Source organism: Glycomyces sp. YM15 (assembly GCF_016918015.1).
Classification (GTDB): Bacteria; Actinomycetota; Actinomycetes; order Mycobacteriales; family Micromonosporaceae; genus Glycomyces.
The window spans coordinates 36,665-59,281 of record NZ_JAERMK010000020.1; the positions used below are offsets into that span (position 1 = coordinate 36,665).

The 22,617-nt window shown below is 69.9% G+C and carries 18 protein-coding genes; 4 read left to right on the top strand and 14 right to left on the bottom strand.

Translation table 11 applies throughout. From position 1 onward, the window contains the following. Positions 1 to 80: 80 nt before the first annotated feature. From JHY01_RS19990 to JHY01_RS20030, 9 genes are all read right to left on the bottom strand, one after another. Positions 81 to 689, bottom strand: a complete 609-nt coding sequence (locus JHY01_RS19990; RefSeq protein ID WP_205327449.1) for a CDP-alcohol phosphatidyltransferase family protein — start codon at positions 687 to 689, stop codon at positions 81 to 83. A 361-nt stretch (positions 690 to 1,050) separates the two neighbouring features. Further along, positions 1,051 to 1,650, bottom strand: coding sequence for a DUF624 domain-containing protein (locus tag JHY01_RS19995; RefSeq protein ID WP_205327450.1), 600 nt, complete (start codon positions 1,648 to 1,650; stop codon positions 1,051 to 1,053). Positions 1,651 to 1,660: 10 nt separating this feature from the next. Then, the gene (locus JHY01_RS20000; protein ID WP_205327451.1) at positions 1,661 to 2,548 is read right to left on the bottom strand and encodes a carbohydrate ABC transporter permease; all 888 of its coding nucleotides are present in this window, start codon (positions 2,546 to 2,548) and stop codon (positions 1,661 to 1,663) included. Beyond that, entirely contained in the window at positions 2,545 to 3,543 is a 999-nt protein-coding gene (locus JHY01_RS20005; protein ID WP_205327452.1) for a carbohydrate ABC transporter permease, read from the bottom strand. The genes JHY01_RS20000 and JHY01_RS20005 overlap by 4 nt, the downstream gene beginning before the upstream one ends. A 32-nt stretch (positions 3,544 to 3,575) precedes the next feature. Beyond that, on the bottom strand, positions 3,576 to 4,871 hold the full coding sequence (locus JHY01_RS20010) for an ABC transporter substrate-binding protein (RefSeq protein ID WP_205327453.1): 1,296 nt from the start codon (positions 4,869 to 4,871) through the stop codon (positions 3,576 to 3,578). Between the two features lie 81 nt (positions 4,872 to 4,952). After that, positions 4,953 to 6,395, bottom strand: a complete 1,443-nt coding sequence (locus tag JHY01_RS20015) for a rhamnulokinase family protein (RefSeq protein ID WP_307814507.1) — start codon at positions 6,393 to 6,395, stop codon at positions 4,953 to 4,955. Next, entirely contained in the window at positions 6,392 to 8,416 is a 2,025-nt protein-coding gene (locus JHY01_RS20020) for a bifunctional aldolase/short-chain dehydrogenase (protein ID WP_205327454.1), read from the bottom strand. Before JHY01_RS20020 ends, JHY01_RS20015 begins: the two co-directional genes overlap by 4 nt. 2 nt (positions 8,417 to 8,418) lie before the next feature. Further along, complete coding sequence (rhaI, locus tag JHY01_RS20025) at positions 8,419 to 9,606, bottom strand: L-rhamnose isomerase (protein WP_205327455.1); 1,188 nt, start codon at positions 9,604 to 9,606, stop codon at positions 8,419 to 8,421. Beyond that, positions 9,603 to 9,977, bottom strand: coding sequence for an L-rhamnose mutarotase (locus JHY01_RS20030; RefSeq protein WP_374199555.1), 375 nt, complete (start codon positions 9,975 to 9,977; stop codon positions 9,603 to 9,605). Before JHY01_RS20030 ends, rhaI begins: the two co-directional genes overlap by 4 nt. A gap of 327 nt (positions 9,978 to 10,304) precedes the next feature. Between JHY01_RS20030 and JHY01_RS20035 the strand changes: the two genes are divergently transcribed. Next, positions 10,305 to 11,312 (top strand): LacI family DNA-binding transcriptional regulator, encoded by a 1,008-nt coding sequence (locus tag JHY01_RS20035; RefSeq protein WP_205327515.1) that lies wholly within the window; start codon positions 10,305 to 10,307, stop codon positions 11,310 to 11,312. A 129-nt stretch (positions 11,313 to 11,441) separates the two neighbouring features. Next, entirely contained in the window at positions 11,442 to 12,947 is a 1,506-nt protein-coding gene (locus tag JHY01_RS20040; protein WP_205327456.1) for an alpha-N-arabinofuranosidase, read from the top strand. A gap of 60 nt (positions 12,948 to 13,007) precedes the next feature. On the opposite strand, the gene JHY01_RS20045 is transcribed toward JHY01_RS20040, so the two are convergent. The 5 genes from JHY01_RS20045 to JHY01_RS20065 all read right to left on the bottom strand — a co-directional run bounded on the left by JHY01_RS20045 (position 13,008) and on the right by JHY01_RS20065 (position 19,134). Beyond that, entirely contained in the window at positions 13,008 to 14,081 is a 1,074-nt protein-coding gene (locus JHY01_RS20045) for a 3-deoxy-7-phosphoheptulonate synthase (RefSeq protein WP_205327457.1), read from the bottom strand. Between the two features lie 253 nt (positions 14,082 to 14,334). Further along, entirely contained in the window at positions 14,335 to 14,973 is a 639-nt protein-coding gene (locus JHY01_RS20050; RefSeq protein WP_205327458.1) for a maleylpyruvate isomerase N-terminal domain-containing protein, read from the bottom strand. 23 nt (positions 14,974 to 14,996) lie between these two features. Further along, a complete protein-coding gene (locus tag JHY01_RS20055) occupies positions 14,997 to 15,962 on the bottom strand; it encodes a hypothetical protein (RefSeq protein ID WP_205327459.1) in 966 nt (321 codons plus the stop codon). 57 nt (positions 15,963 to 16,019) lie between these two features. Beyond that, on the bottom strand, positions 16,020 to 16,799 hold the full coding sequence (locus JHY01_RS20060) for an exodeoxyribonuclease III (RefSeq protein WP_205327460.1): 780 nt from the start codon (positions 16,797 to 16,799) through the stop codon (positions 16,020 to 16,022). Positions 16,800 to 16,854: 55 nt separating this feature from the next. Next, positions 16,855 to 19,134, bottom strand: a complete 2,280-nt coding sequence (locus JHY01_RS20065) for a hypothetical protein (RefSeq protein WP_205327461.1) — start codon at positions 19,132 to 19,134, stop codon at positions 16,855 to 16,857. A 113-nt stretch (positions 19,135 to 19,247) separates the two neighbouring features. Between JHY01_RS20065 and JHY01_RS20070 the strand changes: the two genes are divergently transcribed. Together JHY01_RS20070 and JHY01_RS20075 are read left to right on the top strand one after the other, a co-directional pair. Continuing rightward, positions 19,248 to 20,045 carry an exodeoxyribonuclease III gene (locus tag JHY01_RS20070; protein WP_205327462.1) on the top strand — a complete coding sequence of 266 codons (798 nt, stop codon included), beginning with the start codon at positions 19,248 to 19,250 and terminating at the stop codon, positions 20,043 to 20,045. Positions 20,046 to 20,091: 46 nt separating this feature from the next. Further along, positions 20,092 to 22,575, top strand: coding sequence for an RNA helicase (locus JHY01_RS20075; RefSeq protein ID WP_205327463.1), 2,484 nt, complete (start codon positions 20,092 to 20,094; stop codon positions 22,573 to 22,575). The last annotated feature ends 42 nt before the right edge of the window (positions 22,576 to 22,617 follow it).

Sequence of the window (22,617 nt, forward strand, 5' to 3'; positions counted from 1 at the left end):
GTCGGACGATCATGACCGTATCGCCCGGGCGCGGGCCGCCTGCGGCGGGGCCGCGGCTCGTGATCATCGGCGCGCGAACCTCACGCGGTCACGCTCGACTGCGGGCGCCCCGCCCGCAGCAGCCCTGCGGCCTGCCGGAGGTAGACCACCGCGGCGAGCCAGTACAGGCCCAGCCCCCACCACGCCAGGGCCCACCCCAGCGGCGCCGCCCACGAATCCGCGTCCGCCACGAGACCGGCGATGACGAGCACCGGGAACGACATGAACACCATCGCCGTGGCGCACTTGCCGAGGAAATGCACCTGCGGCGGCGCGTACCCGTGCCAGCGCAGCACCACCACCATCGACACCATGACCGCATCCCGCAGCAGCACGACCGCCGCGAACAGCCACGGCAGCAACCCCAGGAACGTGAGCATCAGCAGCGACGAAAGAATGTAGAGCCGGTCGACGAACGGGTCGAGCAGCCGCCCCAGCTTCGAGACCTGCCCCAGGCGACGGGCCAACTGCCCGTCGACCCAGTCCGTGCCGCCGCCGACGGCGAGAATGATCGCGGCCTGCCAGTAGTACTGGGTGGCCAGCAGGAGATAGCACACCAGCGGAATGCCAAGAAGGCGCACGGCGGTGACCAGGTTGGGCCACGTCCACACGCCCCAACCGGGAAGCGGCGCTGCTGCTGGTTTGCTCAAGGCGGTCCTCTCGGCGGGGCCCGTGTCGGCGCGTGACTGCGGTCGCGGCGGCGCGTGCCCTGGGTCGGTCTCCTCTCGCCGGCCAGTGCGGCGGGCGGTTCCGGTCGTTCGAATACTCTGCGGCTCGGTGGGTGTATCTGGATTCTAACCGGAGCCTCCGACACCTGTATCGCCGAATTTACGCCCCGCCGCCAGGGCCGACCGATGCGCGGACCCGAGATCGACCGAGCTGGGACCCGAGACCGCGCCTCCACTCAGGACGCGACACGAGCCGAGCCCACCGCGAAAACGTGACAGGAAACAACCCCGGGCCGGTCCGCGCGGACCGGCTCGGGGCACCAGGACACCCGATACCGGGCACCTAAGCCTCCCGGAGCGCCTCCTCCTCGCGCGCGATCCGACGCCGCCGCACCGCCACCGCCGCACCGATCAGGCACCCGCCCATCGGCACCACCAGCAGCCACAGCGCCCACACGCACGCCGCGAGCACCGCCACTCCGCCCAGCAGGATCCCCGTACCCGACAGATCGCCCCGCGTCTCCTCCATCGCGGCCGCGAACAGCGACCGCCACCGCGACCCGGGCGCCCATGCCGCCGCCGCCCGCAGCAGCACCGTCACCGCCAGGCCCGCCACGGCGAACGTCGCCAGAGCGAACCCCGGGCGACCCGGCACCCCCTCCTGCGCCAGCACCGCCAGATTCAACCCCAGCAGCGCCCCGGCGCCGATCACCGCCAGACCCGCACGCCACGACTCGCGCCACGCGACGCGGAAATCAGCCCAGAAACCGATCCACCCCGACGACTCGCCGTCGACATAGGCCGCCACATGCCGCGCCGACGCCGCCAGCGCCGCCGGCAGCGTCACCACCGGCAGCGCCGCCAACACCAGCCACGCACCGGTCAGCAGGCACTCGGCCAGGAGCGCGAACCCCTCGCCGAATCCCTGCCGCCTGCCAGCCACGGACGCCACGTTAGCCCTTGACACCGGAGGTGGCGATGCCCTTGATGAGGAACTTCTGGAATACCAGGAAGAACAGCACCACCGGGACGAGCGAGAGCAGCGTCATCGCCATCATGCCGCCCCAGTTCGAGACGCCCTCGGAGTTCGAGTAGGCCTGCAGCAGGCGCGGCAGCGGGAACTTCTCCATTTCATAGATGTAGATCAGCGGACCCATGAAGTCGTTCCACGACCAGATGAAGGTGAAGATCGAGGTGGTCACTACCGCCGGGCGCAGCAGCGGCAGGAGGATCGAGAAGAAGATCCGGTAATGCCCTGCGCCGTCGATCGTCGCGGCCTGGTCGAGCTCGCGCGGGATGCCCCGGAGGAACTGCATGAACAGGAACACGAAGAACGCGTCGAGGGCGAGGAACTTGCCGATCACCAGCGGAATGTAGGTGTTCGTCAGGTCCAGTTCGCTGAAGATCAGGTACTGCGGGATGAGCATGACCTGGCCGGGCAGGAGCAGCGTCGCGATGACGATGCCGAGCATGACGGTGCGGCCGGGGAACTGGAGCCTGGCGAGGGCGTACGCGGTGATGGCCGATGAGGCCACCGTGCCGACCACCGACAGTGCCGAGATCAGGAACGAGTTCCAGAAGAACCGCCACAGCGGGATCCCGGCCAGGCCGTCGAAGGCGTTGGCGAAATGCTCCCATGTGACCTGCTCGGGCCACAGTGTCGTGTCGGTGATGATGTCGACGTTGTCCTTGAGCGAGGACGCGATCACCCACAGCAGGGGGTACAGGACGATCGCGAGCACCGCGATCATGCTCGCGTGCCACGCGGCCGACTTCACCTTCGCCGAAAGGGGCCTGCGCGGGCCGGCGATCGTGTGTCCTGGCGCCGTCTTGACGGTCATCGGCCGTCCTCCCCCGCATAGAAGACGAGCCGCTTGGCGGCCCGGAACATGATCACCGTGACGATGCCGACCGCGAGCACGAGCAGCCAGGCGTACGCCGAGGCGTATCCCATCCGGAAGTCGGTGAACGCCAGTGTGTAGATGCGGACGGTGTAGAAGAGCGTCGACCATGCCGGCGCGCCGCTCTCGCCGCCGATGATGTAGGCGGGCCCGAACAGCTGGAAGGCGCCGACGGTCTCCATGAGGACGTTGAAGAAGATGACCGGCGAGAGCATCGGCAGCGTGATGTGGAGGAACTTGCGCCACTTGCTGGCGCCGTCGACGTCGGCCGCCTCGTAGAGCTCCTGCGGGACCTGCATGAGCCCGGCCAGGAAGATGACCATGGGGGCGCCGAAACTCCACACGGCCAGGAGCACGAGCATGAGGATCGAGACCGACGGGTTGCCGAGGAATCCGCCGCCGTCCCAGCCGAAGGCGCTCATGAGTCGGTCCTGGGTGCCGTCCTGGGAGAACAGCGCCTTCCAGATGAGCGCGACGCCGACGCTCATGGCGATGAGCGACGGCATGTAGAACGCCGCCCGGTAGAAGCCCATGCCGCGGCGCTGCTGCGCCAGGAGCATCGCCACGAACAGCGAGGCGACCAGTTTGACGGGGACCGCGATCACCACGTACAGGAGCGTGACCTTGACCGCCCGGAGGAACATCGGATCTTGGAAGATCGCCGTGTAATTGGCCATCCCGATCCAGTCGCCACCGCGGATGAGGTGGTAGTCGGTGAAGGACAGGTAGAGCGACCAGGCCATCGGCCCGATGGTCAGCACCGCTGTACCGACGAGCCACGGGATCATGAAGGTGTAGCCGGCGAGTCGCTCACCTCCACGGACCGCCGAGGAGCGGCGCTTGGCCGCTCCCCGGGGCCCGCGGACGGGTGGCGCTCCGGCCTCACCGGCCGAGCCCGTCTTCGGCTCGGCGGCGGTGGAGGGAGACGCTGACACGGCTGGTGTTTCCTCTGCGTTGGTCGGGATGGTTATTGTTCGGAGGCGAGCAGTGTCTCCGCCTCGGTGAAGAAGGCGTCGGCTCCTTCGGCCGCCGTCAGCTCGCCGTACTGGACCTGCTGGTACAGCTCGCCGAACTTGACCTCGATCGCGCCGGTGGCGGCCGGCGGGGGCGGGGGCGGCGCGGTCAGGTACTGCTCGACGCTGGCCTCGTAGTCGAGGACCTGCTGCGAGATCTCGTCGACCTCCACGTTCGCGCGACCGACATTGGTGGCGGGGACACCGCGGCTGGTGCCGAGGATCGCGATGGCCTCCGGGTCGGTGAGCAGGAAGTCGATCAGCTTGCCCGACTCCTCGGGGAACTCGCTGTTGGCGGAGATGCACAGCTGCATCGAGGGCTTGAGGTACAAGCCGAGGTTGTTCGGGTCCAGGCTCGGCGGCGCGGCCAGGGCGAGCGTGCCGCCCTTCTCGGCGACGGTCGGGGCGTACCAGGCCAGGAAGTTGTCCCAGCCGGGGTCGGCGCCGACCGTGTCGAGGACGAACCCGTTCTCGGGCGCCCACTGCGAGGACACCTCAATGGGCGGAACGGCGCCCTCGGTCCGGAGCGCCTCGGTCGCGCTCCACCATTCGATGAGTTTCGCCCGGTCGAAGTTCAGCGCCGCGCCGTCCGTCGCGTAGAAACTGCCGCCCTGCTGGCGCAGCCACAACTCCATGAAGTGGTACTGACCGGCGTAGTCGCCGCCGCCCCACTTGCCCTCGGGCAGGGTGGCGGTGACGGCCTCGATGGCCGCGTGGTAGTCCTCCCACGTGTAGCCCGGCTCGAGGGTGACGCTCGCCGGGTCGTACCAGTCGGAGCGGTAGATCAGCCCGAGCGTGTTCCCGGCGATCGGGACGGCGACCAGCTCGTCGTTGACGTAGCCGGTGTCGAGGAACCCGTCGATGAAGTCACTGGTGTCGACCAGGCCGTCCAGGGGCGTGAGCAGCCCGTTGCTGCCGAACTGCAGCAGCCGCGAGTAGTCCATGTTCAGCACGTCGGGCAGGTCGCGCGACGCCATGCGGGTGGTCATCGACTCCCAGTAGGTCGGGAAGTCGGAGAAGTTCGTCTGGACCTTGATGCCCTCGTTCTTCTGCATGAAGAGATCGACAGCCTGCTGGGTGACCTCGGCACGAGCCTCGTCGCCCCACCATTCGAAGCCGATCTCGACCGGGTCGTCGGCCGTGCCGGCGGGGCCGTCGTCGCCGCACGCGGCGGCCGCGGCAACGGTCGCCGCCGCGGCCGCGCCGGTGAGCACTGAACGGCGCCGGAGGCCGTGAGGGTTGCGCATCATCGTTGATTGCTCCTTCTTATAAGAGGGGTCCCGCCCCAGGGGCGGGCCTTCGGGATCTATTGAGTTCGCTTGCGCCGCTTGTCAGGCAGTGCAGGTCTGGAACCGCGCCGCCGCACTCGCCCAGGGGGTCTGCGACCCCCGGGGCGCAAAGCGGCGCGGACGTGCGGAGGCGCGGGCGACCGCGCGCCGGGCCTGGGGCCCCGGCGCGATGAGGCCGAGCGCCTGGGCCTGGACGAGGGCGTTGCCCAGGGCGGTGGCCTCGTCGGGCCCGGCCAGGACGGGGCGGCCGGTCGCGTCGGCGGTCAACTGGCACAGCAGCGCGTTGTTGGCGCCGCCGCCGACGATGTGGATCGTTTCGACCGGGTCTCCGGTGAGGTCCTCAAGGGAGGCGATCGCGCGGCGGTGGGCGAGCGCGAGCGAGTCGAGCACGCACGCCGCCACCTCCGCGGGGGACTCGGGCACCGCCTGCCCGGTCTCGGCGCAGCAGGCGCGGATCCGCTCGGCCATGTCGCCGGGGTCGGCGAACCGCGCGTCGTCGGGGTCGACGACCGACCGCAGCCGCTCGACCTTCGCGGCGTCGGCCAGCAGCGCGGCCAGGTCGATGTCCAAGCCTTGCGACCGCCAGGCGCCCACCGCCTCGTTGAGCAGCCACAGCCCGGCGACGTTGCGCAGGAACCGGATCGAACCGTCCGCGCCCCGTTCGTTCGTGAACCCCGCCTCGAGCGCCGCGGCGCCGGTGATCGGGGTGTCGCGTTCGACGCCGACGAGCGACCACGTGCCGCACGAGATGTACGCGGCCCGGTCCCCCTCGTAGGGGACGGCCGCGACCGCGGCGGCGGTGTCGTGGCTGGCCGTCGCGATCACCTTGGTCGACAAGGCGAGCCCGGTCGCCGCGGCGACGTCGGACAGCACCGGTCCCAGGACCGTCCCGGTCGGCGTGACCGGGCCCAGCAGCCCCAGATCGAGCCCGAGCCGGCCCGCCAGATCGGCTGACCAGTCGCCGGTGGCCTGGTCGATGAGCCCGGTCGTGGAGGCGTTGGTCGCCTCCCAGGCCGGGACGCCCGAGAGCCAGTACCCGATGAGGTCCGGGATCAGCAGTGCCCGGTGGGCGCTGATGGTCTCGGCGGCGAGCTGGAAGATGGTGTTGAACGGCTGGGGTTGGATCCCGGTGGCCGCGAAGAGGTCGGCGGCGCTGATCTGTTCGAGGGCTTTGGTCCTGGCGGCGGCGTTGCGGATGTCGCGGTAGCAGACGGGGTTGGCGGCCAGGTGGCCGTCGTGGCCGATGAGGCCGTAGTCGACCGCCCAGGAGTCCACGCCGATCGCGGCGGCGTCGCCGACGGCGCGCAGACCGTCGAGCACGCCGGACCACAGGCCGAGCACGTCCCAGTAGAGGCGTCCGCGCACGTTGACGGCCCGGTTGGGGAACCGGGCGGCCTCGGCGAGGTCGATCCGGTCCCCGCGCACGTGCGCGGCCATGACGCGCCCGGAGGAAGCGCCGAGGTCGACGGCGGCCAGGAGCGTCACCGCAGGAATCCTTGCGGGTTGCCCGAGTCGACGGGGATGTGGACGCCGGTGGTCAGGCCGAGGTCGGGGCCGACGAGCGCGTAGACGGCGTCGGCGACCGAGGAGGGCAGGACCTCTTTCTTGAGGAGGGTGCGGCCGGCGTAGTACTTGCCGAGTTCGGATTCGTCCACGCCGTAGACGGCGGCGCGGTTGGCGCCCCAGCCGGAGGCGAAGATGCCGGAGCCGCGGACGACGCCGTCGGGGTTGATGCCGTTGACGCGGATGCCGTGGCCGCCGAGTTCAGCGGCGAGGAGGCGGACTTGGTGGGCCTGGTCGGCTTTGGCGGCGGAGTAGGCGATGTTGTTGGGTCCGGCGAAGACCGAGTTCTTGGAGGCGATGTAGACGATGTCGCCGCCCATGCCCTGGGCGACCATGAGCCGCGCGGCCTCGCGGGAGACGAGGAAGGAGCCTTTGGCCATGACGTCGTGTTGGAGGTCCCAGTCGGCGGCGGTGGTCTCCAGCAGCGGCTTCGACAGGGAAAGCCCGGCGTTGTTCACGACCAGGTCCACCCCGCCGAACGCGAGCGCCGCGGTGTCGATCGCGGCGGCGACGGCCGTTTCGTCGGTGACGTTGCAGGCCACGCCTACCGCGGTGTCGGTGTTGCCGATTTCGGCGGCGGCCGCTGCGGCGTTGTCGGCGTCGAGGTCGGCGATCACGACGCACGCGCCCTCGGCGGCGAGGCGTTCGGCGGTGGCCTTGCCGATGCCTCCGGCCGCGCCGGTCACGAACGCGACGCGTCCGGCGAGCGGCTTGGGCTTGGGGCGGCGCTTGAGCTTGGCCTCTTCGAGGTCCCAGTACTCGATGCGGAACTTCTCGGACTCGTCGATCGGGGCGTAGGTGGAGATCGCCTCGGCCCCGCGCATCACGTTGATGGCGTTCACGTAGAACTCGCCGGCGACGCGCGCGGTCTGCTTGTCGGCGCCGAAGGAGAACATGCCGACTCCGGGCACCAGCACGATCGCCGGGTCGGCGCCGCGCATCGCGGGAGACTCCTCGGTCGCATACCGCCGGTAGTAGGCGGCGTAGGCCGCGCGGTAGGCCGCGTGCAGCTCCTGCAGCCGCTCGACGGTCGCCTCGATGGAGGCGGTCGGCGGGAGGTCGAGGACGAGCGGGCGGACCTTGGTGCGCAGGAAGTGGTCCGGGCACGACGTGCCCAGGGCCGCGAGTTCGGGCATCCGCGCCGAGGCGAGGAAGTCGAGGACGACCTGGTCGTCCGTGTAGTGCCCGACCTGGCGGTGGTCGGTGGAGGCGAGGCCGCGGATGACCGGAGCGAGCGCGGCGGCGCGTTCGGCGCGGGCCTCCGGGTCCAGGGGCTCGGCGACCGTCGCGCCGAACGGGTCGGCTTTGCCGCGCTCGGCGATGAACGCCTCGCAGCCGCGGATGATCTCGAGCGAGTTCGCTTCGCACGCTTCGGAGGTGTCGCCCCAGGCGGTGATGCCGTGGCCGCCGAGGATACAGCCGATGGCCTGCGGGTTCGCCGCCTTGATCGCGGCGATGTCGAGGCCGAGCTGGAAACCGGGGCGGCGCCACGGGACCCACACCACGCGGTCGCCGAAGCACGCCTTCGTCAAGGCGGGACCGTCAACGGCGGTGGCGAACGCGATCCCCGAATCGGGGTGCAGGTGGTCGACGTGCGCGGCGTCAACGAGGCCGTGCATGGCCGTGTCGATCGACGGGGCGGCGCCGCCGCGCCCGTGGAGGCAGTAGTCGAACCGCTCGACCATCGCGTCTTCCGCGTCGATGCCCGGATAGGTGTCGACCATGGCCCGCATCCGGTCCAGCCGCAGCACCGCGAGCCCGGACTCCGTCAGGGTCCCGAGGTCGCCGCCGGAGCCCTTGACCCACAACAGGTCCACCGGTTCACCCGTCACCGGGTCGGTCTCGGTCCCCTTCGCGGAGGTGTTGCCGCCCGCGTAGTTCGTGTTGCGCTTGTCCGCGCCGAGCCGGTTCGACCGGCCGATCAGATCCCGCACCGCACCCATCCTCAGGCCCCCCAACCGGCGGCCTGGCCGCCCTGGCGGTCGGCCTTGATCTTCTCCGCGTACCCCGATGCCGCGTACGCGGCCATCGGGTCGGCGTCCAGGCCCTGCTCGGCGCGCAGTTCGGCCAGCAGCGGGCGGACGTCGGTGTTGTAGGCGTCCATCAGGACCGCGTTGGCCCCCAAAACGTCTCCGGCCGCCTGCGCGGCACTGAGCGCATCCGTGTCGACCAGCAGCGCCTTCGCGGTCGCCTCCTGCACGTTCATCACCGACCGGATCTGGCCGGGGATCTTCGGCTCGATGTTGTGGCACTGGTCGAGCATGTACGCGATCCCCGAATCCGGGCCGACCACGCCGCGCAGCGCCAGCTCGTGCATGATCCGGAACAGTTGGAACGGGTCGGCCGAGCCGACCATCAGGTCGTCGTCGGCGTAGAAGCGGGAGTTGAAGTCGAACCCGCCGAGCTTGCCTTCGCGCAGCAGCATCGCGACGATGAACTCGATGTTGGTGCCGGGCGCGTGGTGCCCGGTGTCGATGACGACCTGCGCCTTCGGGCCGAGCTTGAGGCAGTGCGCGTACGCGGTGCCCCAGTCGGGGACGTCCATCGTGTAGAACGACGGCTCGAACAGCTTGTATTCGAGGAGGAGGCGCTGGTGGTCGCCGAGTCGGGCGTAGACCTCGGCGAGGACGTCGGCGAGGCGGTCCTGGCGGTCGGCGATGGAGTCCTGGCCGGGGTAGTTGGTGCCGTCGGCGAACCAGAGCTTCAGGTCCGTGGAGCCGGTGGCGTCCATGATGTCGACGCATTCGAGGAGGTGCTCGGTGGCTTTGCGGCGGACGGCGGGGTCGGGGTGGCAGACCGAGCCGAGCATGTAGTCGTCGTCTTGGAAGGTGTTGGAGTTGATGGTGCCGATCTGGATGCCGAGGTCGGCGGCGTGGGCGGCGAGCGCCCCGTAGTCGTCCACTTTGTCCCATGGGATGTGGAGGGCGACGGATCCGGCGGCGCCGGTGTACTGGTTGACCTGGGCGGCGTCGGCGAGTTTCTCGAAGGGGTCGCGGGGGACGCCGTGCTGGGCGAAGACCTTGAAGCGGGTGCCGGAGTTGCCGAACGCCCAGGAGGGCAGTTCGATGGTCTGTGCCGCGAGGACCCCCTTGGCGTTCTCGACGGTGCTTTGCGATTCGACGCTGTCGCTCATTCGCCGGCTCCTTCGCGTGCGGCCTGGGCCAGTTGGGTCTCGAGGTTGAACACTTCGGGGAGGACGTTGAAGGCGTCGTCGGCGTTGGCGCCGCCGGTGCCTTCGAAGAAGGGGGCCATCTCGGCCTGCCAGCGGGCGTTGACCTCGCGGTCGGCCATGGCGGCTCGGGCGGCGTCGAAGTCGTCGGTCTCCAGGTAGCCCACGAGGAGTCCGTCGTCGCCGAGGAAGAGGGAGTAGTTGGACCATCCGGTCTCGGCGAGGGCGGCGAGCATGTCGGGCCAGACGGCGGCGTGGCGTTCGCGGTATTCGTCCAGGCGGTCGGGCCGGACGCGGAGCGTGAAGCACACGCGCGCCTTGGCAGGCGCTTGCAAGCCGTTGGTCGGGGCTGCCAAGGGGTTCCTCCTCGGTGGTGTTCGCGGAGCGTCCGCGGCTGCGTGGTTGTCCTCTGCAGCGGCCGCGCACATTTTGAATCGATTCATGAAGGGGTTTCGATAAGTTAAAACCCCGCGCCTCAGGTTGTCAAGGCACGACCGCCAAGAAATTCGAACACGGTTCGGTATATGCTCCTCAAGCTCCGGGTTCGCCGTTGAACCGTTTCAATTCCGTGACCGGAGCGCCGCCCGGCAGTGATCGCAATCGATCCGTCGATGCGCACCCCTGCACTACCCTGGGCTCCCGATAGCATTCGTGAGGTGACGATGACCACTACCAGCATGAAGGACGTCGCGCGCGCCGCGGGCGTGTCGGTCGGGACGGTCTCCAACGTGCTCAACCGGCCCGAGGCCGTCGCCGAGGAGACCCGCACGCGAGTGCAGGCCGCGATCGCCGAACTCGGCTACGTGCGCAACGACTCCGCCCGCCAACTCCGGGCCGGGCGCTCCCGCACCGTCGCGGTCGTCGTGCTGGACGTCGCGAACCCGTTCTTCACCGACGTGGTGCGCGGCGCCGAGCCGCTCATCGAATCCGCCGGCGGCGTCGTCACCGTCTGCGACTCCGGCGAAGACGTCCGCCGCGAGCGCCGCCACCTCGAGATCCTCGAGGAGCAGCGCGTCCTGGGCCTGCTCATCACCCCCGTCGACGACACCTCCGCGTCCTGGATCGAGCGGCTCTCGGGCCATGACATCCCGCTCGTCCTCGTCGACCGCGGCGCCGGCCGCCACCCGCACTGCTCCGTGGCCGTCGACGACGTGCACGGCGGCCGCCTCGCGGCCCGGCATCTCGCCGACCGCGGGCACGCCCGGATCGCGTTCGTCGGCGGCCCGGTCTCGATCCCGCAGATCGCCGACCGGCTCGCCGGCTGCCGCGAAGTGTGCGAGGAGCGCGGCCTCGCCCTGGAGGTCTTCACGACCGCGGGCCTGAACTTCGCGGCCGGCCGCGAAGCGGTCGAGCAGATGCTCGGCCTCGAACAGCGCCCGACGGCGATGTTCTGCGCGAACGACCTCGTGGCGCTGGGCGCCTTGCAGGCGTTGACGATGCACGGCGTGAAGGTGCCGCAGGAGTGCGCGATCATCGGCTACGACGACATCGACTTCGCGGCCGCCGCGGCGGTGCCGCTGTCCTCGATCCGGCAGCCGCGCTCGCAGCTGGGCCGCACGGCCGCGCAGCTGCTGTTCGACGAGATCGGCGAGGGCGCGGGGCACACCCACCGCAACGTGGTCTTCCAGCCCGAACTCATCGCCCGGGCCTCGACCGCGCAGGAGCTGTGACCGCACCCCACGAGTTCCTGTAACGGTAAAGTTCGGGTCTGGTAGCGTCTCCGAGACCGGCCCGGCAAGCGCTCGCGTGTGCCTTCGGGCCGCCGGTGAGAGACAGCGAACCCTTCACAGGAGGCGACCATGGCCGAACCCCAACGCGCGCGCATCGAGTTCGATCCGCGCTTCACCGTCGCCGACGTGCCCGAGCGGCTGTTCGGGTCCTTCGTCGAGCACCTCGGGCGGTGCGTCTACACCGGCATCTACGAGCCCGGCCACGCGAGTGCGAACGCCGACGGCCTGCGCCAGGACGTGCTCGACCTCATCAGCGAACTGGGCCCGACGATGGTCCGCTACCCCGGCGGGAACTTCGTCTCCGGCTACCGGTGGGAGGACGGCACCGGCCCCAAGGAGGACCGGCCGCGCCGCCTCGACCTCGCCTGGGGCACCACCGAGACCAACCAGTTCGGGCTCTCGGAGTTCATGAAGTTCTGCCGCACCGTCGGCGTCGAGCCGAACATGGCCGTCAACCTCGGCACCCGCGGTCTCCAGGAGGCCCTCGACCTCCTCGAGTACGCCAACCACCCCGGCGGCACGTACTGGTCGGACCTGCGCCGCTCCCACGGCGACGAGGAGCCCTACGGCATCAAGCTGTGGTGCCTGGGCAACGAGATGGACGGCCCCTGGCAGATCGGCCAGAAGACCGCCCACGAATACGGCCGCACCGCCGACCAGGTCGCCCGCTCGATGCGGTACATCGACCCGGACCTCGACCTCGTCGCCTGCGGCTCCTCCTCCCGCGGCATGCCCGAGTTCGGCGCCTGGGAGGCCGAGGTCCTGACCCAGTCGTACGAGTCGGTCGACTACATCTCCGCGCACGCCTACTACCAGCCCCGCGACGGCGACTTCAAGTCGTTCATGGCCTCGGCGCAGGACATGGAGCTGTTCATCGACGGCGTCACCGCCACCGCCGACGCGGTCGGCGCGAAGCTGAAGAGCGACAAGAAGATCAACATCTCCTTCGACGAGTGGAACGTCTGGTACCAGAACGCGCCCACCGGCGAGCGCGAGGAGCCCTGGGCGGTCGCGCCCCGCCAGCTCGAGGACGTCTACTCGGCGATGGACGCGGTCGTGTTCGGTTCGCTGATGATCACGCTGCTGCGCCGCTGCGACCGCGTCACCGCCGCCTGCCTCGCGCAGCTGGTGAACGTGATCGCCCCGATCATGACCGAGCCGGACGGGCCCGCGTGGCGCCAGACCACGTTCTTCCCGTTCGCGGAGGCCTCGAAGTTCGGTCGCGGCAAGGTCCTGCGCGTCAACGCCGACTCCCCCACGTTCGCGACCGACAAGTACGGCGACGTCGACGCCCTCCACTCCGTGGCGGTGGCGAACGAGGACGGCACCTACACCGTGTTCGCCGTCAACCGCGAGCTCGAGTCGCCGCTGACCCTCGAGATCGACCTCGCCTCGCTCGGCGGCCTCGCCGACGTGTCCTGCTCGACGCTCACCGACGACGACCCGAACGCGAAGAACACGCTGGAGGACCAGACCCGCGTCGCCCCGGTCGCCAACGGCGACGTCACCGTCAAGGACGGCGTGGCCTATGTGGCGCTGCCAGCGATGAGCTGGAACACCATCCGCATCGCCTAAGCACGGCAACGACGAGAGGGCCCGCAGCGTGATGCTGTGGGCCCTCTCGCGTCGCTTCGGTCAGGCGCGGGAGCGGCGGACGGCCGCGGCGAGCTCGCCCAGGAGCGCCTCGGTCTCGTCCCAGCCGACGCACGCGTCGGTCACGGACTTGCCGTAGACGAGCGTCTCCAGCGGGGCCGGCTCCTGCCGGCCGGGCTCGATGAAGCTCTCGATCATCAGACCGGCGATGCCCTGCTCCCCCGATCCGATGCGCGCGGCGACCTCGCGCACGACCTCGGCCTGGCGGACGTGGTCCTTGCCGGAGTTGGCGTGGCTCGCGTCCACGACGAGCCGCTGCGGCATGCCGTGCTTGGCCAGGAGCGCCAGCGCGTCCCGCACGTCCTCGGGCCCGAAGTTGGGGCCGCCGCGACCGCCGCGCAGGATGATGTGGCAGTCGGGGTTGCCGCTGGTGGAGACGATGGACGCGTGCCCGTCCTCGTCGACGCCGAAGAACACGTGGTCGCCGGCGGCGGCCCGGCAGCCGTCGATCGCCGAGGCCAGGTCGCCGTCGGTGGTGTTCTTGAACCCGACGGGCATCGACAGGCCCGAGGCGAGTTGCCGGTGGACCTGCGATTCGGTGGTGCGGGCGCCGATCGCGCCCCAGGAGACGGCGTCGGCGATGTGCTGCGGGCTCGTCGGCTCCAGGAACTCGCAGCCGACCGGCAGGCCCGCATCCAGCACGTCGAGGAGCACCTGCCGGGCCAGGCGCAGCCCGAGTTCGACGTCGTGGGAGCCGTCGAGGTGCGGGTCGTTGATGAGGCCCTTCCAGCCGACGGTGGTGCGGGGCTTCTCGAAGTAGACGCGCATGACGACCATCAGGGCGTCGCCGAGCGGGGCCGCGGCGGCCGCGAGGCGCTGCGCGTAGTCCCTTGCGGCGGCGGCGTCGTGCACGGAGCAGGGGCCGACGACGACCAGGAGGCGGTCGTCGGTGCCGTCGAGGACGTGCTGCACCTCGCGGCGGGTGCGTTCGACGAGGTCGGCGCGGTCGTCGCCGAGCGGCAGCTCGGCGCGGAGGACGGCCGGGGCCACGAGCGGCTGGAAGGAGGTGACGCGCAGGTCGTTGGTCTGCGGTGAACGATCGGCGGGCGAGGACATCGGGTGCGGTTCCCATCTCTGTTGCGAGGCGGGTCCTGTCCACTCGAGGTCTTCCCGGTGCCGGCCCGCCTGACGACGAAAGGCAGCGACTCGTGTCGCTGCCTTGTTGGCTCCGGGTGTGTTCGTCGGTCAGCGCGTGCGCCGCCGGGCTCCACCCGGAGCCGGCGTAAAGCGCCAATACTTGCGAACTGCCGTAGACATGGGCCGAACCGTAGCACACCCGTCGCGGGGCGGCCACGGCCCGGGCCCGGGGTCACAGGCCGCTGATGGTCTCCGGGGCCCGTTCGGTGCGGGCGAGCGCGCGCACGAGTCCGGTCTGGCCGTGGCGTTTCGCGGCGAGGCGCGCGAGCATCCACGCGGCCGTGTCGAAGACGTCCTGGTCGAACACGGGAGTCGCGATGCCGACGGAGTAGGCCAGGTCGTCGCCGTGGACGACGAGTTCCATGATGCGGGTGCGCAGGAAGTCGTCGAGGGTCACCGCGTAGGGCCAGCGGGTGTTGCCGCTGGTCGCGGTGCCGTCTATGGCGGGCAGTGCCGTCTCGAGGGCGGTGAGCGCGGCGGCGGTCCCGGCGATGACGGTCTCGGGTCCGGATTCGGCGGCCCGCTCGCCGCCGTCGCGGATGCCGGTGTTGTAGTCGTTGTCGATGTCGGCGGCCAGCCATGCGGCGCGGTCGTAGTGCTCGAAGAGGCCGACGATCTCCTTGCCGCCGTGGTCGGCCTCGAGTGCGGCGGTGACGGAGGTGACCTGCTGGGCGAGGTGGGCGGCGAGGCCGCCGACGGTGAAGCCCGCCAAGGCCGAAGGCTCGGCCCAGGCCTTCGCGACCGCTTCGGCCCCGAGGAGCGCGAGGCCGGTGCGGGCGGCATGGAGGTACTGGTCGCGGATGCTGGTCATCGGCTCACTTCCTAGGGCGGGGACTAGCGCATGGAGACGTGGACGTGGTTGGTGTGATCGGAGGCGGGGTCGCCGCCCGCACCCGAGTAGGAGCGCCACCCCGAGGACGGCGACCAGAACTCGCGGTACCAGATCACGTATTCGACCCCGAGCGCGTCGGCGTTGTTGACATACCACGAGGCGAGCTGGTCGCCGTAGGTCTTGTCATCGCCCTGGGCGTCCTGGTTCTGGAACCCCGACTCGTCGGCGGCCCAGTCGCAGGCGCGGCCGAGCGGGTGCTCACCGGAGCCGCCGGAGCGGTAGCAGGACACGTAGTGGTCGAACCCGGCCTCCTTCGTCTCGTTGTACATGTGGAGGGTCCGCGGGGTGAGGCAACCGTCGGTGGTGGGGTCGTCCTCGGTGCACCCGCCGCCGTCGCCGCCGTAGCCTTCGGCGGAGGGGGCGCCGCCGTCGGAGCCGGGCCCGGAGGCCTCCTCGGCGCGGAGCTCTTCGAGCTGTTCCTCGAGTTCCTCGGCGGCCTTCTCGGCGTCTTCGAGCGCGTCCTCGGCGGTCTGGATCTCGTCGGCGTGCGCGGACCGTTGGGCCTCGAGCTGTTCGAGGAGGGTCCCGGCCTCGTTCATGAGCGCGGCGCGTTCGCCACCGAGGAACCCGGTGTAGGTCATGGCGTCGACCAGGTCGCTGCTGTTCTCGGAGGAGAGGATCGCGTTGGTGGTCTGGAGGTCGCCTTCGGTGTGGAGGTAGATCGCGTACTCGTTGAGGTCGGCGGTGAGCTCGTTGAACAGCGTCTGCGTCTGGGCGATCTGCGTCTCCAGTTCGGCGGCGCGGGCGTTCGCGGCGTCGACCGCGTCCTCGGCGTCGGCGACCTTGTCGATGGCCTCGGCCAGATCGGATTCGAGGGTCTTCTCGTCCGGTTCGGCCGAGGCCGGCACCGGGAAGAACGCCACGAGGGCGGCGAGGAGCACTACGGGGAGGATCTGCTTGCTGCGCACGGGTGGAGGTCTACTTCCGGAGGGTCGGGTCGCCGCCCTGGCTGGGCGGCGGCCGGTTTACAAATCGAGGTCGACCACAAGGGGGGCGTGGTCGGAGGCGCCTTTGCCTTTGCGTTCGTTGCGGTCGACGTAGGCGTCGGTCACCGCCGCCTTGAATGCGGGGTTGGCCAGGGCCAGGTCGATGCGCAGGCCGCGGTTCTTGGGGAAGTCGAGGTTGCGGTAGTCCCAGAACGTGAACGGTTGATCATATTTGAGGGGGCGCGGGTAGACGTCGGCGAGTCCGGCGGCCTGGAGAGCGGCCAGCGCGTCGCGTTCGTCCTCGGTGATGTGGGTCGTACCCGGCCATTCGTCGACATCCCAGATGTCGTCGTCGGTGGGGCAGATGTTGTAGTCGCCGAGGGCGGCGAAGGGACGGTCGCCCGCGGCGTCGGCCTTGACGTCGGCGGCGAGGGCCTTGAGGAACGCGAGCTTGTACGGGAAGTGCGCGTCGGCGACGTCGCGGCCGTTCGGGATGTACAGGGATTGGACGCGCACGGGCCCGCAGGTGGCGGTGATCGCCCGCGGTTCGGTCGCGTCACCGAACATCGGCTGGTCGGTGATACCGCGCCGCACGTCCGCGATGCCGACCCGCGAGAGGATCGCGACGCCGTTCCAGCGGCCCAGGCCCCACGCGGCGGTCTCGTACCCGGCGGCGCTGATCGCCTCCAGCGGCACGTCCGCGTCGGCGCATTTGAGCTCTTGGAGGCAGACCACGTCCGGCTCGGCGGTCCCGAGCCAGGCGAGCAGCCGCTCGAGGCGGGCTTTGAGCGAGTTGATGTTCCACGTGGCCACGCGCATGAGCCACACCCTACCCGCAACCGGGTCCGCGCTCGGCGGACCCGGGGTGCGCGGACTAGTTTCCGCTGCTGGGGGCGGTCGAGACAGGGTCCGGTGTGGCCGGTTGAGCACGTTCGGTGCGGGGCCCGACGGCCACGGCGAGGAGACCGAACCCGAGGGTCGTGGTGAACCCGGTGATGGCGACCCCGGAGTCGTTGACCAGCGCGCCCAGGACCGCGACGGACGTCAATCCGATGACCGCGGCCGCGACCTCGAGCGAGCGGATCGGCGCGCGCTTGCGCCAGATGATGATCGCGCCGATGAGCGCCGCGAGCGACACCCACGTCAGCGGCCGACCGATCGTGCCGATCGCGGCGTCCGCCTTCCGGATCAGGATGTTCGTAGCGGTCCCGTCCAGAACGGACCCGACGAACCGGCCCAGGTGCGTCTGGTCCTCCTGCGGCCGCAGAAAGTCCAGGAACCCCCCCACCGCGAACACCCCGAACGCGATCCCGCCCGCGATGAGCACGGCCTTGACGGTGAGCTTGCGGCCCCACAGCTTCCAGCAGCACAAGATCCCCGCCGCCACCAGCGTCAGCGTCCCGCCCATGTCCCGGCCGAGGTTCGGAGCGCCGACGATGACCACCGCGCACACGCCGATCGCGACCGGCCCCCACACGCGCGCCCGGCCCTTCCAGGGCACGAACGCGATCAAGAGGATCACCGCCGCCGCGAAGACACTGAACGCATAGTTGCCGAGCCCGGTGAACCGGGCCCCGGCCTGCGCCGTGTACCCCATCGGCGTATGCAGCGGCCACGTCGCACCCGACACCTGGTCAACCGCGATGAGCAGCGCCGCCGCCCCCGCGATCACCAACACCGGGCGCGCCCCCCGCCGCGTCCACGGCAGCGACGCCGCGACCGTCAGCACCGCCATGCCCGCGGCGATGATCACCCAGAACGCCACCGACGGATGCTCACCGCGCCACCAATGCGGAATACCCGCCGCGACACCGGCCACCGGCATCGCCGCGACCGCCAAACACACCGCCCGCGCCACACCCCGGAACCGGTCCGAACCGCACAGCAACCACACCGCCGCCGCCACCGCGATCACACCAAGCCCCGACAGGACCGAATAGAACACGAAACTGACCGCGATGACCGACTGCGACGCCGCCGTCTCGTCAATCCCCTGCGCCACCGCGGCCCCGCTCGTACGGCCCTCATCCGGCAGCACCTGGATCGGCGCGCCCGCCACCGTCGCCGGCACCTCCGCACCGACCGCGCCCAGCGCAGTCGCCGTCAAGTCCACCAACTGCACATACCCGTCGCGGCCCGTCGTCGCCGACGTCAACTCGCCCGCCTCGACACCCGCACCCGAATACAGGACCGGGTGCAGCGCCGACGGCGCCGACGCATCCGCCACACCCGCGACCAGCAACCGCCAGTCCTCCGGCAGCGCCGCCTCGACCTCACCCACCGCCGCATCCGCCTCCGCAGCCGCCCGCGCCCGCACCGCATCAGGCTCCGGCGCGATCTCCCCCGCATCCGACTCACCGGCCGACTCGTCCGTGCCGACACCGATATCGTCCTCACCGAGCTGGTCATAGTCCGTGCCCGAATCCGGGGCCTCATCGGCCGTATCGCCCACGACCACACCCGGATCCACGACCACCACGTCGCACGCGGCCATCGCCTCACCCAACGACGCCAAGCCCGGCGCCCAGAACGAGACCCGGCCCTCCGTGTCCGCCGCGGCCAACGCCGCACCGTCACCGATCCCCGCCACACACGCACCCGGATCCGGCTCGACCACCGGCTCACCCGCGGCCTCCGCCTCCAACGCCGCCGCCTCCTCAGCAGCCGCCATCGCCGCCACCGCATCAGCGAACGAACCGAGCCGAGCCCCGTAATTGAACGACTCGTTCGCCTCGACCAACGCCCCCCAGCCGTCGACCGACCAACCGTCACCGTCCTCCACCGGAGCCGGCAACCGCGACTGCGCCGCACACTGCGCATCACGCGGCGCCGCACCACCCGCACGCTCACCCGCGCCCAGACTCAACCAACCCGCCTCAGGACACGTCCACGACCCGATCGTGCGCACACTCATCGACGCCGACGCACCCGAACCCGCCATCGCCCACAAATGCGGCGTCACCGACGCGTCGATATCCGTCCACGCCAACCCCGGCACACCGAACACGACGATCCCCGCGACCTCGTCCTCCTCGGCCGCAACCGCCGCCGGAGGCAACGCCAGCACCGCACACACCACCGCCAGCACGGCCGCGAAACCCCGCACCCACGAACCGCCCCCGCCGCGCACCGGCACCCCCGCCTCCCAAGTCATGCCAGCAGTCTACGGAGTCCCCCCACCGCCACCCGCCGCCGACCGACAGACCTTCGCCACACCCCGTCGCGCCGCGACCGCCGACACCCCCGTACCCGCGTTAGGCTCGCCCCATGCGCACCATCGCCACCGCCAACGTCAACGGAATCCGCGCCGCCGCCAAAAAAGGCATCGTCCCCTGGCTCGAACAGACCCAAGCCGACGTGGTGCTCCTCCAAGAAGTCCGCGCCGACCACACCCAGATCCCCGCCGAAGCCCTCGAAGCCGGCGGCTGGCACTGGCACATCGCCCCCTCCACCGTCGCCAAAGGACGCGCCGGCGTCGCCGTCCTCACCCGCACCGAACCCGAAGCCGCCCGCATCGGCTTCGGCGCCGAATTCGACGACCACGGCCGCTACGCCGAAGTCGACCTCCCCGGCCTCACCGTCGCCAGCCTCTACCTCCCCTCCGGCGAAACCGACACCCCCCGCCAGGTCGAAAAAGAACGCTTCATGACCGTCTTCGCCGAATACCTCGCCGAAGCCGCCAAGAAAGCCGCCGCCGACGGCCGCGAACTCCTCGTCTGCGGCGACTGGAACATCGCCCACGCCGAACCCGACCTCAAGAACTGGAAATCCAACAAGAAGACCGCCGGATTCCTCCCAGGCGAACGCGCCTGGCTCACCGACCTCTACAACACCGGCACCTTCGTCGACGTCGTCCGCGCCCTCAACCCCGGCGTCGACGGCCCCTACTCCTGGTGGTCCTACCGCGGCCGCGCCTTCGACAACGACGCCGGCTGGCGCATCGACCTCCACGTCGCCACCACCGCCCTCGCCGCCAAAGCCACCAAAGCCTGGGTCGACCGCGCCCCCGCCCACGACCAACGCTGGTCCGACCACGCCCCCGTCCTGGTGACCTACGACCACTAACCCCCGCCTGGCCGACCGGCCAGGTGAACGGGCACCATTGAACCCCGTGAGCCTCATCGACTACCTGCCGTCCTCGAACGCACCCGAACCCGACGACGTCTACACGGCCTTCGCACAATGGGCCGAAGACGCCGGGATCGTCCTCTACGAGCACCAGGAAGAGGCCCTCCTGGCCATCTGCACCGGCCAGAACACCATCATCGCCACCCCCACCGGCTCCGGCAAATCCCTCATCGCGGCCGCAGCGCACTTCAACGCGCTCGCCAACCAACGCACCTCCTTCTACACCGCACCGATCAAAGCACTCGTATCAGAGAAATTCTTCGAACTGTGCGAGCAGTTCGGACACGAGAACGTCGGCATGCTCACCGGCGACGCCGCCGTCAACCCCGACGCACCCCTCATCTGCTGCACCGCCGAAATCCTCGCCAACCTCGCCCTACGCGAAGGCACCGACCTCGACTGCGACTCCGTCGTCGCCGACGAATTCCACTTCTACGCCGAACCCGACCGCGGCTGGGCCTGGCAAGTCCCCCTCCTCGAACTCCACCGCGCCCAATTCACACTCATGTCCGCAACCCTCGGCGACACCGAGTTCTTCCAGAACGACCTCACCCGCCGCACCAGCCGCGAAACCGCCGTCATCGCCTCCGCGACCCGACCCGTACCCCTCCACTACGAATACCGCAAGACCCCACTCCACGAGACCGTCGAAAACCTCGTCGCGAACAACCGCGCCCCGGCCTACATCGTCCACTTCACACAGGCCGCGGCACTCGACACCGCCCAAGCCCTCTCAAGCCTCAACCTCGTCGACAAGAACGCCAAGACCGCGATCGCCACCGCACTCGGCGGCTTCCGCTTCACCACCAAGTTCGGACAGACCCTCGCACGGCTCGTCCGCTCCGGCATCGGCGTCCACCACGCCGGGATGCTCCCCAAATACCGACGCCTCGTCGAACGCCTCGCCCAACAAGGCCTGCTCAAGATCATCTGCGGCACCGACACCCTCGGCGTCGGCATCAACGTCCCGATCCGCACCGTCCTCTTCACCGGCCTCACCAAATACGACGGCCGCCGCACCCGCCGCCTGCGCGCCCGCGAATTCCACCAGATCGCCGGCCGCGCCGGCCGCGCCGGATTCGACACCGAAGGCTTCGTCGTCTGCGAAGCCCCCGAGCACGTGATCGAAAACGAGAAGGCCATGCAGAAATTCGGCCTCGACCCCAAAAAACGCAAGAAGATGGCGAAGAAGAAACCCCCCGAAGGCTTCGTCGGCTGGTCCGACGACACCTTCGCCGCGCTCGCAGAAGCCCCGCCGGAACCACTCCAATCGCGCATGCGCATGACCCACGCAATGCTCATCAACCTGCTCGCCCGTCCCGGCAACACCTTCCAGCACGTGCGCACCCTCATCGAGGACTCCCACGCCGACCGGACCACGCAGCTGAAGATGGCCCGCACCGCACTCACCATCACCCGCACCCTCCGCGACGCCGGCATCATCGTCATCGACGGCGGCAAAGTCGAACTCACCGTCGACATGCCCGACCACTTCGCGCTCAACCAGCCGCTCGCCCCGTTCGCTTTGGCGGCCCTGGAGCTGCTCGACCCCGAGTCGGACGAGTACGCGATGGACGTCGTCTCCATCGTCGAATCCACGTTGGAGGGACCCGGTCAGATTCTCGCCGCCCAGCGCAACAAGGCCAAGGGCGCCGCGATCGACGCGATGAAAGCCGACGGCCTCGACTACTACGACCGCATGAACCAGCTCGAAGACGCCGAAGTGGACTACCCGAAGCCGCTCGCCGAACTCCTCGACGACGCGTTCAGCGCCTACCGGACCAGCCACCCGTGGGCCGCCGACTACCAGCTCGAACCCAAGTCGATCCTCCGCGAGATCTGGGAGGGCCGCATGAGCTTCGGCGAGTACATCGGCCTCTACGGCATCCAGCGCGGCGAGGGCCTGCTCCTGCGGTACCTCTCGAGCGCCTACAAGGCCCTCGTCCAGACGCTCCCGGAGGACACCGGCGGCCCCGAGCTCGACGACCTCACCGCCTGGCTCGGCGAGACCATCCGCCAGACCGACTCCTCGCTCATCAACGAGTGGGAGCAGCTCACCAACCCCGCCGAGGACGAGAACCTCGACACCGGACGCCCCAACCGGGCCTTCACCGACAACGAGCGGGCCTTCACCATCGCCGTCCGCAACGCCGCCTTCCGGCATGTGGAGCTCGCCGCGAACGACCGCGTCGAAGCCTTGGCCGCGTTGGACACCGGCTGGACCGCCTCCAAATGGGACGCCGCCCTCGAACGCTACTTCCAGGCCCACGACGACATCGGCACCGCCGGTGCCGCACGCGGCAACGAGTTCCTCGACATCGCCAAGGAAGGGCGCACCTGGACCGTCCGCCAGACCATCGACGACCCGGCGGGCGACAAGGACTGGGCCATGGTCTTCAAGGTCGACCTCGACGCCTCCGACGAGACGGGCACCGTCGTCATGACCCTGGAGGACTTCACCGACTAGCGTTGGACCACAAGGAATCCGAGGAGTCGGTAGCATCTCCTG